General features: G+C 56.6%; 14 protein-coding genes. All 14 read left to right on the top strand.

Annotated features, from left to right (window positions below; translation table 11 throughout):
• The 14 genes from aroB to MHI24_RS04775 all read left to right on the top strand — a co-directional run bounded on the left by aroB (window position 1) and on the right by MHI24_RS04775 (window position 14,544).
• Window positions 1–1,104: a 3-dehydroquinate synthase gene (gene aroB, locus MHI24_RS04840; protein ID WP_340024436.1), complete on the top strand. Its 1,104-nt coding sequence runs from the start codon at window positions 1–3 to the stop codon at window positions 1,102–1,104.
• Window positions 1,098–1,469, top strand: coding sequence for a chorismate mutase (gene aroH, locus MHI24_RS04835; RefSeq protein ID WP_340024435.1), 372 nt, complete (start codon window positions 1,098–1,100; stop codon window positions 1,467–1,469). Before aroB ends, aroH begins: the two co-directional genes overlap by 7 nt.
• A 351-nt stretch (window positions 1,470–1,820) precedes the next feature.
• The gene (gene trpE / locus MHI24_RS04830) at window positions 1,821–3,374 is read left to right on the top strand and encodes an anthranilate synthase component I (protein WP_340024434.1); all 1,554 of its coding nucleotides are present in this window, start codon (window positions 1,821–1,823) and stop codon (window positions 3,372–3,374) included.
• A gap of 129 nt (window positions 3,375–3,503) precedes the next feature.
• The gene (trpD, locus tag MHI24_RS04825) at window positions 3,504–4,544 is read left to right on the top strand and encodes an anthranilate phosphoribosyltransferase (RefSeq protein WP_340024433.1); all 1,041 of its coding nucleotides are present in this window, start codon (window positions 3,504–3,506) and stop codon (window positions 4,542–4,544) included.
• Complete coding sequence (trpC, locus tag MHI24_RS04820) at window positions 4,534–5,355, top strand: indole-3-glycerol phosphate synthase TrpC (RefSeq protein ID WP_340024432.1); 822 nt, start codon at window positions 4,534–4,536, stop codon at window positions 5,353–5,355. The genes trpD and trpC overlap by 11 nt, the downstream gene beginning before the upstream one ends.
• 1 nt (window position 5,356) lies before the next feature.
• A complete protein-coding gene (locus MHI24_RS04815) occupies window positions 5,357–6,037 on the top strand; it encodes a phosphoribosylanthranilate isomerase (RefSeq protein WP_340024431.1) in 681 nt (226 codons plus the stop codon).
• Window positions 6,034–7,233, top strand: coding sequence for a tryptophan synthase subunit beta (gene trpB, locus MHI24_RS04810; RefSeq protein ID WP_340024430.1), 1,200 nt, complete (start codon window positions 6,034–6,036; stop codon window positions 7,231–7,233). Before MHI24_RS04815 ends, trpB begins: the two co-directional genes overlap by 4 nt.
• Window positions 7,230–8,051, top strand: a complete 822-nt coding sequence (gene trpA / locus MHI24_RS04805; RefSeq protein WP_340024429.1) for a tryptophan synthase subunit alpha — start codon at window positions 7,230–7,232, stop codon at window positions 8,049–8,051. Before trpB ends, trpA begins: the two co-directional genes overlap by 4 nt.
• Window positions 8,052–8,094: 43 nt before the next feature.
• Window positions 8,095–9,192, top strand: a complete 1,098-nt coding sequence (gene hisC / locus MHI24_RS04800; RefSeq protein WP_340024427.1) for a histidinol-phosphate transaminase — start codon at window positions 8,095–8,097, stop codon at window positions 9,190–9,192.
• A gap of 55 nt (window positions 9,193–9,247) precedes the next feature.
• Window positions 9,248–10,342 (top strand): prephenate dehydrogenase, encoded by a 1,095-nt coding sequence (locus tag MHI24_RS04795; RefSeq protein WP_340024426.1) that lies wholly within the window; start codon window positions 9,248–9,250, stop codon window positions 10,340–10,342.
• Between the two features lie 991 nt (window positions 10,343–11,333).
• Complete coding sequence (locus MHI24_RS04790) at window positions 11,334–11,921, top strand: sigma-70 family RNA polymerase sigma factor (protein WP_238650031.1); 588 nt, start codon at window positions 11,334–11,336, stop codon at window positions 11,919–11,921.
• A gap of 5 nt (window positions 11,922–11,926) precedes the next feature.
• Entirely contained in the window at window positions 11,927–12,517 is a 591-nt protein-coding gene (locus tag MHI24_RS04785; protein WP_340024425.1) for a zf-HC2 domain-containing protein, read from the top strand.
• A 259-nt stretch (window positions 12,518–12,776) separates the two neighbouring features.
• Window positions 12,777–13,364: a histidine phosphatase family protein gene (locus MHI24_RS04780; protein ID WP_340024424.1), complete on the top strand. Its 588-nt coding sequence runs from the start codon at window positions 12,777–12,779 to the stop codon at window positions 13,362–13,364.
• 91 nt (window positions 13,365–13,455) lie between these two features.
• Complete coding sequence (locus MHI24_RS04775; RefSeq protein ID WP_340026601.1) at window positions 13,456–14,544, top strand: hypothetical protein; 1,089 nt, start codon at window positions 13,456–13,458, stop codon at window positions 14,542–14,544.
• Window positions 14,545–14,547: the final 3 nt, after the last annotated feature.

Here is a 14,547-nt window from a genome sequence, read left to right as displayed (position 1 = left end):
ATGCGCAGCATTACGGTAGATTTAGGCGAACGCTCCTACCCGATTCATATCGGCAGCGGCCTGCTGGAGCATACCGGAGAGTATTGCGGGGAAGCCGGATTCGCGAAGCACAGCCCGCTGCTCGTGGTCAGCGACAGTGAAGTCGCTCCCCGGTATCTGGCCAAGGTGGAGGCATCCTTGCGCAGCAGCGGATATACGGTGGTCAGCCACATCCTTCCGGCCGGGGAAGCCTCCAAATCGCTGGCCGTCTATGAGGAAGTCATTACGACAGCTATTCAGGCCGGGCTGGACCGCAGCTCGGCGGTGCTGGCGCTCGGCGGGGGAGTCGTAGGCGATCTGGCCGGATTCGTCGCCGCGTCTTACATGCGGGGAATCGGGTTCATGCAGCTTCCGACGACCATTCTTGCCCATGACAGCAGTGTCGGCGGCAAGGTGGCCGTCAACCACCCGCTGGCCAAGAATATGCTGGGCGCCTTTTATCAGCCGTCTATGGTGCTGTATGATCTGGATACGCTGGCGACACTTCCGCCCCGGCAAGTCTCATCAGGCCTGGCTGAAGTAGTGAAGCATGGTCTGATTCTCGACCGTGAGTTCGCCTACTGGTGCCGGGAGCATGCGGACGAATTGCTGTCCCTCCAGCCTGAAGCGCTCGGATATGCACTGGAGCGCGGATGTGCCATTAAGGCGGATGTGGTCGGGAATGATGAGCGGGAGCAGGGGCAGCGTGCAATTCTGAATCTTGGACATACAATTGGTCATGCTATCGAAGCCGTCGGCGGCTACGGAACCTTCCTCCACGGAGAGGCTATTGCTATCGGTATGGCCGGATCGGCGCTGCTGGCTGCGAAGCTGGGCCGGGACAGAGCGATCTATGAGGACACGGTGTCGATGCTCTCAGCCCTGTCTCTGCCGACCAGACTTCCTGTGGACGTAAGCGAGGAAGAACTGATGGAAGCGATGATGCATGACAAGAAGTTCAAGGAAGGGCAGTTGACTTTTATCGTGCCGGAAGCGATTGGTGTGGTCAGCATTATTAAGGATGTGCAGCAGGGCGATGTGCGTGAGGTTATAGCCCAGCTTAAGAAGGAGGGGAGCCCATGGTGAACCGGGGCATACGCGGGGCGACAACTGTAACCCGGAATGATGAGACCGAAATTTTACGTGAGACGGTTGTGCTGCTCAGAGAGATCGTGGAGCGCAACGATGTGATTGCCGAGGATATTTGCAGTGTATGGATTACAATGACCGCCGACCTGGATGCAACCTTTCCGGCGCGGGCGATCCGGGAGATCGAAGGCTGGGAGATGGTTCCGCTGATGTGCTCCGTCGAGATTCCAGTGAAGGGCAGCCTGCCGAACTGTATCCGCCTGATGGTGCAGGTGAACACAGACAAATCCCAGCGCGATATCCGCCATGTCTATCTGAATGAGGCTCAGCGGCTTCGTCCGGATCTCTCACAGAGCAAGTAATAAATTACGAATGCGGGGTTGTCAATGACTACCGTCATCATGTATAGTGAAGTTAGCCGAGTGAAGCAGAGTTTAGATGAGTTGAGTGGAGTATAGTTGAGCAGAGTGCAGGACGATTGAACAGCAGACCAGAGATGAGCAGGATTCTTGCAGGGGACCTGTATAGTGACGGTGCATGAGTTGCACATGTGCTATACGTATGTGTACCTGTTTCAGGAATGTGCTGTATTCTATTTGGTGTATGCGTGTCCGTGCTTGAATTTCTTATACTACTAACCAACAGACCTCTACTTCGGTAGAGGTTTTTCTGTATTTCGGACATTACCTATATGACCCTAGGAGGTTACCCGAGTGACGAATCCGAGCATTGAAGAAGTGGTGTCGCTGTCGCGCGAATACAATCTGATCCCTGTCGTTACAAGACTGCTGGCCGATATGGAGACACCGATCCGCCTGTTCCAGCGGTTTGCCGGGCAGGATCGCGCATTTCTGCTGGAGAGTGTAGAAGGCGGCGTTCAGTGGGCGCGTTACTCCTTCATCGGCAGTGATCCGTTCCTGATGATCTCCGGCAAAAAAGGGCTGATCCACGTTGAGACCGGCGGCGAGAAAAGAGAGCTTAAGGGCAAGCCTGTAGAGGAGCTCAAAGCGCTGCTCCGCTCCTACCGCAGTCCGAAGCTGGACGGGATGCCGCCATTCACGGGCGGAGCCATCGGATTCTTCGGATACGATCTGCTGCAGTATTATGAGAAGCTGCCCGCCCATGCGCTGGATGATCTGAATATGGATGATATCCGCTTCATGTTCTGTGACCGGATTATCGTGTTCGATCATGTGAAGCAGCAGATTCTGCTGGTAGGCAATCTGCATATCAAGGACGGCGATACCGATTCGGATATCCGCGCAGCCTATGAAGAACTGAGCCGGCGTCTGGAGAATATGGCAGAGGAGCTGCAGAAGGAAGGGCCGAAGGAGAATGTGAACCGCCGCAGCATTCCGCAGGATATTGAGCTGGGCGAGATTCATTCCAACGTTACCAAGGAGCAGTATATGAGCAATGTGGAGCAGGCGAAGGAATATATCCGGGCCGGCGACATTTTCCAGGTGGTGCTGTCGCAGCGGATGCACATTGAGACAGAGGTCTCCCCGCTGCATGTGTACCGGATGCTCCGCACCCTGAATCCTTCACCTTATATGTATTATCTCAAAATGGATGAGGAGATCATTGTCGGAACGTCCCCGGAAGCGCTGGTCAAGGTGGACGGCGGGCGGGTCGAGACCCGGCCGATTGCCGGAACCCGGCCGCGCGGCGCGACCCCGGCCGAGGATCATCAGCTCGCCGCCGAGCTGATGGAGGATGAGAAGGAACGCGCTGAGCATCTGATGCTCGTCGATCTGGGCCGCAACGATCTGGGCCGGGTGTCGAAGTTCGGTACGGTGAAATGCAATTCCTTCATGGAGATTGAGAAATATTCACATGTGATGCACCTGGTCTCGAATGTTACCGGAACGCTGGCTGAGGATAAGGATTTCTTCAATGCTTTCCTCTCCTGCCTGCCGGCGGGGACGGTCTCGGGAGCACCGAAGCTGCGGGCGATGGAGATTATCGCCGAGCTGGAGCGGGAGGCCCGCGGCGCGTATGCCGGAGCGATCGGGTATCTCGGCTTCTCCGGGAACATGGACTCCTGCATTACGATCCGCACGATTATCTTCCGCAAGGGCCGGGCTTATGTGCAGGCCGGGGCGGGGATTGTCTGGGACTCCGTGCCGGAGAAGGAATATGAGGAGACGGTGAACAAGGCCAAGGGGATGCTGAAGGCGATCCGCATGGCGGAGGCGATGTTCCCGGCCGAGGTCAAAGAAAAGCAGGTCATTAACCAGGATTATATGTACGAATACACCCCGTAAGCCGGCAGCAAGCTGAGATGAGCCGAGCAGAGAATGCTCCATACTATTAAGCAGATGCTTCTGAAGCGAGTTTTGTACGAAGCCGATTCAGGAAGCCCCGCCTACAAAACTTTTAGGAGGATACCCACTATGGAAGCAAGCCAGTTAATACAAACAGGAATCGCCGGATTAATCGAGGGTAAGGATCTTACACGCGCGCAGGCGCGCGAGATCATGGGCACAATTATGGAGGGAGCGGCGTCTCCCGCGCAGATCGGTGCGCTGCTGGCCGCACTGCGGATCAAAGGGGAGACCGTCGAAGAAATAACCGGCTTCGCAGAAGCGATGCGCGGCTTTGGTACGCACGTCGTGACGGAGCGCAGCCAGCTGCTGGATACCTGCGGCACGGGCGGCTCCGGCATCCACAAATTCAATATCTCCACCGCTTCGGCGATCATCTCCTCCGCTGCTTCGGTCCGGGTAGCGAAGCACGGCAACCGCTCGGCTTCCGGCAGAGCGGGCAGCGCGGATGTACTGGAGGCGCTGGGCGTCAATATTCACCTGAACGCGGAGCAGGCGCGGCAATGTCTCGACAGCATCGGCATCTGCTTCCTGTTCGCGCAAATCTATCATCCTTCGATGCGGCATGCCGCTGCTCCCCGGCGTGAGCTGGGTGTGCGGACCGTATTCAATATGCTGGGCCCGCTGACCAATCCGGCAGGCGCAGACCGCCAGCTAATGGGCATTTATGACCGCAACAAGACGGAGACGGTGGCTAAAGTGCTGGGCGAGCTCGGCTCCAAGCGGGCGATGATCGTCAGCAGCCTGGACGGACTGGATGAGATCAGCATCTCGGCACCGACCCAGGTCTCCGAATTGAAGCAGGGCGTTGTCACTACCTATGAGATTACGCCGCAGGAGCTGGGTCTCAGCCAGCATCCGCTGGAGGATGTAATGGGCGGCGATGCCGCCGAGAATGCCGCGATCATCACTTCCGTACTGGAAGGGCAGATGAATCCATACCGGGATATTGTATTAGCCAATGCCGGAGCTTGTATCTATGTAGCCGGTCTGGCTGACACACTGAGAGAAGGCGTGGACCGCGCAAGAGCGGTCGTGGATTCAGGTGCCGCACTTCACAAGCTGGAACAGCTTAAAGCGATGACAAAGGAGCTTGATTATGTATCTTGACCGGATTGTAGCGACCAAACAGAAGGAAGTCGAAGCGTTAGCCCAGACATTGACGATAGAGGAGGCGCAGCGGGCGATTGCCGGGCTGCCGGCCACCAGAGGCTTCCGTGCTGCACTAACAGAGCGGCGGAACCGGGAGATGGGCCTGATTGCCGAGGTGAAAAAGGCATCGCCGTCCAAAGGGCTGATCCGCGCCGATTTCGACCCGGTGGCGATTGCCAGAGGCTATGAAGCGGGCGGGGCGGATTGCCTGTCCGTGCTGACGGACAGCGAGTATTTCCAGGGCAGCGGGCAGTATCTGCAGCAGGTAAGAGAGGCAGTGAAGCTTCCGCTGCTGCGCAAAGACTTCATCATCGATGAGAAGCAGATCTATGAGGCCAGGCTGCTGGGTGCGGACGCGATTCTGCTGATTGCCGCCATTCTGACCCCGGAACAGCTAAGCTCATTTACCGACACGGCTGCCGGGCTTGGGCTCGATATTCTGATTGAGGTGCATGACCGCAGCGAGCTGGAGATGGTGCTGGCGACCGGCAAGGCCAAGCACCCCGGGGTGCTGCTTGGCATCAACAACCGGAACCTGAAGACCTTCGAGACCTCGCTCTCAGCGACAGCGGAGCTTGCCGGGCTGCTGCCGGAGGGCATTCCGGTCATCAGTGAGAGCGGAATCGCCGGTCCGGAGGATATCGCTTATCTGCGGGAGACCCGGGCAACCGGTGTGCTGGTCGGGGAATACCTGATGCGCCAGCCGGATGTGGAGCAGGCGGTCACCGGGCTGCTCGGGCCGCTTCCCGCAGGGAAGGAACGTGCCTAGCATGGCTGATACCCGCATAAAAATCTGTGGACTTCAGGACGTTGAAGTGCTAAAATCTATGAAGAGTTTACCGCTGGATTACATCGGTCTGATCTTTGCCCCAAGCCGCCGCCGGGTAAGTGCTGAAACGGCCGCGCGGCTGACTGCCGAGCTGCAGGACTGGGAGTCCGGGGCAGTGCCGGATGCGGTGGGCGTATTCGTCAATCCGGAGCTGGCTGAACTGGCAGCGGTGCTTGAGACGGTGCCGTTGAAGGTGGTGCAGCTTCACGGGGAGGAGAGCCCGCAGCGTTGCTCAGAGGTACGCCAGGCTTTTCCCCGGGTACAAGTATGGAAGGCCCTTTCGGTTGCCGGCCACGGCGGGAATGGGGCAGGAAGCATTCAGGCTCTCCTGGAGAGCTACGCCGGAACGGTTGACGCGCTGCTGCTGGATACTTATGATCCGCAGGGCAGCGGCGGCACAGGCCGTACGTTTGATTGGGAGCAGATTCCTTTATACCAGCAAGCGGCGGCGGACTATGCGCTGCCTTTATTTATAGCCGGAGGATTGCATCCGGACAATGTGAATGAGCTCGTCGCAGGCTACGCCCCTTACGGTGTGGATGTCTCCAGCGGTGTCGAGACGGGCGGCAGCAAGGATATTATGAAAATGACAGCGTTCGTAGAAAGGGTGAAGCAATCATGATACAAGTACCGGACAAGAATGGCCGTTTTGGTTCTTTTGGCGGCCGCTTCGTTCCTGAAACCTTAATGACCGCATTGATTGAGCTGGAGGAGGCCTACCGTAAATTCTCGGCAGACCCGGCCTTCCAGGAGGAAGTCGATTATCTGCTGAAGCAGTATTCCGGACGCGAGACCCCGCTGTATTATGCGGAACGGTTAAGCAAGCATCTCGGCGAGGCTAAGATCTATCTGAAGCGCGAGGATCTGAACCATACCGGAGCCCATAAGATCAACAATGCGATCGGACAAGGCATTCTGGCCAAAATGATGGGCAAAACCAAGGTCATCGCCGAGACCGGCGCAGGACAGCACGGCGTGGCTACAGCTACCGTAGCGGCCTTGCTCGGCATGGAGTGCAAGGTGTTCATGGGCGAGGAGGATACCCGCCGCCAGGCGCTGAACGTCTTCCGCATGAAGCTGCTCGGCGCCGAGGTCATTCCGGTGACCTCCGGCTCCAGAACGCTGAAGGATGCCGGGAATGAGGCGCTCCGCTACTGGGTGAGCAATGTAGAGGATACATTCTACGTGCTCGGCTCAGCCGTCGGCCCGCATCCGTATCCGATGATGGTCCGCAACTTCCAGCGGATCATCGGGGATGAGACCCGCCGCCAGATTCTGGAGGCGGAAGGACGGCTGCCGGATCTGCTGGTCGCCGCAGTCGGCGGGGGCAGCAATGCCATCGGCATGTTCTATCCGTTCATGGAGGATGAGCAGGTGGCGATGATCGGCGTTGAAGCCGCCGGCAAGGGCGTAGACACCCCGTTCCATGCAGCAACCATGAGCAAGGGAACCCACGGGGTGTTCCAGGGCTCGCTCAGCTATCTGCTGCAGGATGAGCACGGCCAGGTGATTGAGGCGCACTCCATCTCGGCCGGACTCGATTATCCGGGTGTCGGCCCGGAGCACTCCTATCTCAAGGACATTGAGCGGGCCAAGTATGTACCGGTTACGGATGCGGAAGCGCTGGAGGCGCTGAAGCTGCTCTGCGTGACGGAGGGGATCATTCCCGCGCTGGAGTCTGCCCATGCGCTTGCCCACGTGATGAAGCTCGGCAAGACACTGACCAAGGATGATATCGTAGTCGTCTGCCTCTCGGGGCGCGGCGATAAGGACGTTGAGTCCATTATGGCTTATACGGAAAGGGAGGGGCAGCAATGACAACCGAAACGACGAACCGGATGGACCTGGCCTTCGGCAGGCTGAAGGCGGAAGGACGCACGGCGCTGATCCCGTTCCTTACGGTCGGCGATCCCGATCTGGATACGACGCTGGATATCATTGCCGAGCTGGAAGCGGCCGGCGCAGATATGCTGGAGCTTGGCGTTCCCTACTCTGATCCGCTGGCGGACGGACCTGTCATCCAGCGGGCGTCCGCAAGGGCGCTGCGCGGCAGCATCCACCTGCGCACCTGCATGGAGACGGCGCTGAAGGCGCGGCAAGCCGGAAGCGCTCTGCCGTTCATCCTGTTCACCTATTACAACCCGGTGATGCAGATGGGGCTGGACACGTTCTTTGCGGAGCTGAACGCCCATGAGATCAGCGGGCTGATCATCCCGGATCTGCCGGTAGAGGAATCAGAGGATATGCGGGCCCGCAGCCGCGCCGCCGGTGTGAATCTTATTCCGCTGGTGGCACCAACCTCCAATGAACGGATTGCCCGGATTGTGTCCGGTGCCAGCGGCTTCGTCTACTGCGTATCCTCCCTCGGCGTCACCGGAGAGCGCTCTTCCTTCCATAGCGGCATAGATGAGTTCATTGCCTCTGTGCGCCGGGCCACGGACCTGCCTGTGGCTGTAGGCTTCGGGATTTCGACCGGGGAGCAGGTTGCCCGGTTTGCCGAGATCTGCGACGGCGTAGTCGTAGGAAGCGCAATTGTCCGCAAGGTGGAGGAGGTTATCCCTCTGCTGTCCGAGGCGAAGACAAGAGGCGAAGGGCTGTTGCAAATTCGTGAATTTGTGGCACAATTAAGGCCATAACGGTCTTTTATGCAAATATAAGAATGGAGAGCGAGGATCACCCATGAACCCGAAACCGAATATCGTTGGCCTTCCGGTGTATAAGCCGGGGAAGCCGATTGAAGAAGTCAAGAAGGAGCTCGGCTTAAGCGAAGTGATTAAGCTGGCCTCCAACGAGAACCCTTACGGGGCTGCACCCAGTGCAAGAGCTGCAATTACCGCGGAGCTGGATAACCTGTTTCTGTACCCGGACGGCTCTGCCTCTGAGCTGACGGCTGCTCTGGCCAAGCATCTGGGGGTAGGGAATGAACAGATTATTTTCGGATGCGGCTCTGACGAGATCATTGCCCTCATTGCCCGCGCCTTCTTCCTGCCCGGGGACGAGACAATTATGGCAGATCAGACCTTCTCTGTGTATAAGAGCAACGCGGACATTGAAGGGGCGGTAACCATCGAAGTGCCGCTGAAGAACGGAACACATGACCTGGACGGGATGCTGGCCAAGATCACAGACAAGACCAAGATCGTCTGGATCTGCAATCCGAACAACCCGACCGGAACGATCGTGCCGGAGGATGCTCTGGTAACATTCCTGAACGCGGTGCCTTCCGGTGTGATGGTGGTGCTGGATGAGGCTTATTATGAATATGTAACGGACTTAAGCTACACGGACGGCATTAAACTGCTGGATACTTATCCTAATCTTGTAGTTCTGCGGACCTTCTCCAAAATCTACGGTCTGGCCGCCCTCCGCATCGGTTATGGCGTAGCCAGCCCGCAGGTCATCTCCCTCATTAACCAGGTGCGCGAGCCGTTCAACACGACCCGTCTGGCCCAGGTCGGGGCGATCGCCGCTCTCTCGGACCAGGATTATGTGGAGCGGTGCCGTAAGCTTAACAGTGAGGGAATTGTACAGCTGCAGGCTGAATTCAAGCGCCTCGGGCTGGAATCCTTCCCGGCGAACGGCAATTTCATCATGGTGGATGTGCGCAAGCCTGCTGTTGAAGTGTTCGAGCAGCTGCTGCGCAAGGGTATTATTGTAAGAGCCGGATTCCACCTCTATCCGACCTATGTACGGGTGACCGTTGGCTCTGCCGAGCAGAATACAGCTTTCATTGCTGCCCTGGAGCAGGTGATTGCCGAGCAGGAAATACGCGCTTAACTGTAAATAAGAAGCTGAATAGACGATATCACAGAAGGCGGGTAGTTCTAAGAACATGACGACAAAAATAGCCATATTCGGAGTCGGTCTGATCGGCGGCTCGCTGGCCCTTTGCTTCAAAGGCAAGGAGGGCGTGACCGTTGTCGGCCACGCCCACCGGCCGGAATCTGCCGTTAAATATGTGAACAGAGGGGTAGTCGACCAGGCTACCCTGTCGCTTGAGGAAGCCGCACTGGACGCGGATTTCATCTTCCTGTGTGTACCTGTGGGAAGGCTGGAGGAGTATCTTCAGCAGCTGAGCAGGCTGCCGCTGAAGCCCGGCTGCATCATCACGGATGTCGGCAGCACGAAGGCCAGCATAGCCGCCTGCGCCCTTACGCTCGATCTTCCCGGCGTGCACTTCATCGGCGGCCATCCTATGGCAGGCTCGGAGCGCTCGGGGGTTGAGGCGGCCTCATCGCTGCTGTTCGAGAACGCCTACTACGTGCTGACGCCGCCGCCAGGGGTTCCGGAGGCCGCGTATCAGGCGCTGGAGACGCTGCTGCTGCAGACCCGGGCGCAGATTGTCCGGCTGGACCCGGAGCGCCACGATGAGATTGTTGGCGCGATCAGCCACCTGCCGCATATTATTGCGGTGGCCCTGGTCAACCAGATCCATGCCTATGACACATCGGACTCCTTGTACAGTACACTTGCTGCGGGCGGTTTCCGCGATATTACACGCATTGCCTCCAGCGATCCGATTATCTGGCGCGACATTCTGCTGAACAACCGTTCGGTAATGCTGCGGCTGCTGAAGGACTGGAACGATGAGGTATCCACCTTCATCCATCTGCTGGAGAGCGGGGACGGTGCGGGCATCGAGTCGGCCTTCCACGAGGCGAACCAGTTCCGCAGCCAGCTTCCCGAGCGGCGCAAGGGAATGATCACGCCGCTGTTCGATCTCCATATCGATGTTCCCGACCATCCGGGGATTATCGGGCGCATCGCCATGGAGCTGGGCGACCAGGGCATCAACCTGAGCAACCTGCAGATTATCGAGAGCCGGGAGGATGTCCCGGGGATCATGCGGCTGTCCTTCCGCCAGGAGGACGACATGGAGCGGGCCAAGATCCTGCTGCAGCAGAACAACTATACGGTGTATATGTAATCTTGAGCCGGGGCATCCGCCCCGGCTTTTTTGGTGCGCGATGGGCTGGCGTTGGGGCGAGTGTGCTAAATGTATGCGAAAAAGCGAACATATTCGGCGCTGTAGGGGCGCGTGAGGCGAATGTATGTGGAAAAGCGAACACATTCGGAGCTGTGTGGCGCGTGAGGCAAATGAATGCGAAAAAGTGAATACATTCGGCTGGGCGTAGGCGCGTGGTCGAAATGTATGCGGAAAAGCGAACACATTCGGAGCTGCGTGGGCGCGTGGGTCAAATGTAATCGAAAAACTGATCACAACGTGCTAGTGGGGGGCGAGTGGACCAAATGTAATCGGAAAACCGACCACAATAGGCGTGGCGTAGGCGCGTGGACCGAATGTAATCGGAAAACCGACTACAATGGGCGTGAAGAAGGCACAAATGCTTCTGCTGAGTGGGATACATGAGGCTCATATGCAAACTAAGCGCCGCAACCTTTTTACCGTACTCCTCTCCCGCACAAAAAAAGACCGCTTACAAAGTAAGCGGCTACAGTTCACAATCAAGTTGGAACCGTTCAGTGTTTGGATAGGAGTGGAGAGAAACCATACTGTACTTTTATTATATGTATCCGTTTACATTTTGTCAACACTTTATTCACAAAAAAATAACACCGCTTTCATCCCGGGGTGGCGGGTCCTTCCTCAGAGTCTATGAATTTCCTCCTGTTAGAATCTATGATATACTGGGTTAAGTATGTTTATAGATTCCTTCCAGGTATAGGCAGCAGGCTGCCTTGCTGGACAAGGAATTCTCATTGTAAAGCTGCGGTTAATTTTCTGTATTTACATACGCCAAGCCTTAAATTAGGATCGATTGAATATACATAGGATGTATTGAATTTTGAATTGGCAAATTTGCAGCAACACCGCAACTTTTTCCAGCCTGCCCGGTATAAGTAGATACGGACCGGACGGGATAACACGTGCAAGGGCGAGGAGGGCCGGACTCACCATGACGGATTCCCAGTTGATCCAGCTGATCAAGCAAGGAGATACCGAATTATACTCGGAACTGATGCGACGTTATCAACGCAAAATACTGGCATTTGTATATCATATGCTGAAGAACTCCCATATGGAGCTGATCGCCGAAGACCTCTGTTCAGAGACCTTCTACAAGGCGTTCCGCAGTCTGCATTCCTTCCGTGAAGTGGATGCTTCATTCTCAACATGGCTGTATACGATTGCCCGCAATACGGTATTGAGCGAGCTGCGCAAGAACCGGGCCGGGAATGTCTCGCTTGAAGAGAGCGGATATACGCCGGTAGCACCGCCTGAAGTTGCCCCGGAGCAGGCAGCCTTACGCAAAGAACGGATGAACCTGGTCCGTGAAGCGATTAACAATCTGCCGGAGAAGCAGCGCTCAGCGCTGATTCTGCGTGAATATGACCAAATGGATTACCAGGAAATTGCAGTGATTCTGGATCAAAGTGTCAGCTCGGTGAAGTCACTGCTGTTCCGCGCAAGGAGCAGCGTGAAGCTCCAGCTTGAATCCTATTTCTATGAGCCTGAGGCTGAAGAGCAGGCTGAGAGGGTGTAGAGCCGATGAATTGCAGGGAAGCGCAGGATTCCATTCCGCTCTTGTGGGACGCTCCCCCCACGGACCCGCAGCGGATTAGATTGGAGAGACATATTGCAACCTGCTCCTACTGCAGTGCCGAATGGGCACTATGGCAGGAGACCAGTGATCTGATGCAGGATACACGGTTCAACGTCAGCGATGAGCGGGCAGAGGCGATTAACCAGAAGGTTATGGAGCGCATCTACCTGGAGAGCCCGTGGCTAATGCCCGGCGACGGCAAAACCGCAGGCAGCTCGGCAGGCTTCCGCCGCCGCTTAAGCCTCTGGATCGCCTGTTTCCTGGCGGTGTTCATCTCAAGCTTCCTGTATTTCACCGTCTTCCAGACCCCCTCGAATACCACTTCGGCCAAGAGCGGGATTGTGGAGACCGGAGTGGCAGGGTTGACGCTGGACTGGTCCTCATCCTATCCGGTAGAGTCGGAGGGCGGGATTATCGAACCGCTGGTGGCCAACATGGGTCCCGCACACCCGCAGTACTGGATGGTATTATCGACGCTGGGCGTCGGATTGTCTATATTCCTGCTGGTGCGCCTGAACCGCTACCGCAGACAATGAAGCCCCTTCCCTGAATAGCGAAGAGGGCTTTGTTGTATGATAAGCATGTTTTTTCTAAAATATAAGAACTTATATGTTTCACACGATAACTTATCCTTCTATTTCTCGCTGAAACGGTACCGTCCTTTAAAAGGACAGGACGGAAATGCCGTTTCCATTTGTGAAGAAAAGGCTGCAATTTTATTAAAAAAGAAGACAATTGTTTTCATTCATGTTACATTATTAAGCAAACATCAATGGAAGGGAAAGGTGATAGGCGATGCTGATCGGCTTAATACGCCATGGGCTGACGGATTGGAATGCGGAAGGTAGAATTCAGGGACAAAGTGATATTCCGCTTAACGAAGAAGGCCGCAGGCAGGCTGAGATGCTGGGCCAGCGGCTGCTGCAGGAGCCTTACCATTGGGATTACTGTATCACCAGCAGCCTTTCCCGCGCGGCAGAGACCGGCAAGATTGTGGCCGCGAAGCTGGGCATTCCGTTGCTTGCACCGGACGACCGTATCCGCGAACGCGCCTACGGCCAAGTGGAGGGTATGACGGCTGCCGCCCGCGAAGCCAAGTGGGGCAAGGACTGGAAGCAGCTGTCGCTTGGACAGGAGAGCGATGAGGCGCTTCAGGCCCGCGGGCTGGCCTTCCTGGAGGAGATTACGGCGCTGTATCCGGATAAGAACGTGTTGGTCATCTCCCACGGAGGGTTCCTTGCCCAGTTATATACCGCCCTCTACAAAGACAAATATTCGGAACGGCTCGGCAATCTCTCCCTGACGATCCTGGAGCAGAACGGGCCGGAATGGAATCCGATCCTGTACAACTGTACACGCCATATCTTGCAGCAGCAGCATTAACCCGGGCACCTCGGGTTATTTTTTTTGCGGATCAGGAATAAAAAGGGCTGTATTTCCCATAATGGTAGTAAAACAGTGAGGCGATAAAATGATGAATCTGGCGGATATGCTCACATACGCAGATATTGGTCAGCTTACCGCCATTGCGGGGCGCTACCAGTGCGAGTGCAAACGGAATTCCAAACATGATCTGATTCAGAGCATCCTGATCACCTTAGGCAGCCGGGAGTTCATGGAGACTCATATCCGGGGGGCTTCCCCGGAGGAGCTGCGCCTGCTCAATACCCTGCTCTTCGATGAGCGCAGCCACTTCAGTCTGGAGGATCTGCTGGCGATGGCCCGTCAGGCTTCCTTCGATGCTCCGCCCGGAGCAAGCGGGGATTACCGCGAGCTGGTCAGCCGGATCAAGAACGGCGGCTGGCTCTTCAGCGGCACCACCCAGCAGAACAGATATCTGTTCCAGGTGCCGCTGGACCTGAAGCACCGCTTCCGCGACCGGCTCGGCGAATATATGAAGGAACGGATAGAGCCGTGCCCGGAGCCGGCGGTGTACCGCGGTGAAGGGGAGCTGCTGGCCGGAGACTTATTGCTGTTCCTGCGCTATGTGCTGGAGAACGAGCCGGAGCTGAACCAGGAGGGGGCGCTGTATAAGCGCAGTCAGCAGGGATTGATGAATGCGCTGCAGATTGCAGAGCCTCTCCTCGGCAAGGGCGGCTGGAGGTTCGGCTACGGCAGAGCCTGTGAGCATTATCCGCCAAGATTCGCCCTGCTGTACGATTATGCCCGCCACCGCCGCTGGATCTCGGAGGAAGGCTACCGGCTGACGCTGACCGATGCAGGCAGCCGCTTCCTGGAAGAGGGGAAATCGGAAAAGCTGATGCAGTTATTCTCCTTTTGGTTAAGACTGTATAAAGGTGCTATTCCAAATTTGCCTTCACTGGTCTACTGGATCAGCCTGGGGGCGGACAGGTGGGTAACCGCTGCTTCGCTCTCTGAAGGCATCGGCTGGCTGATCAAGCCTTTCTATTACGATGATGCAGGTTCCATACTGGAACAGCGCATTTTAAGGATGATGCTGCATCTGGGGATGGTCAGGCTTGGGGAGGCCGCCGGAGGAACAGCAGTCATGATGACACCCTGGGGATGTGAGGCGGCAGTGCCGAAGCATCTGTTCAGGTAAGGG

The sequence above is a fragment of the Paenibacillus sp. FSL K6-1096 genome, from assembly GCF_037977055.1.
In the GTDB taxonomy this organism is placed as follows: Bacteria; Bacillota; Bacilli; order Paenibacillales; family Paenibacillaceae; genus Paenibacillus_AQ.
Note: the sequence above shows the minus strand (reverse complement) of the source record. Positions and strands in the feature narration are given on the sequence as shown.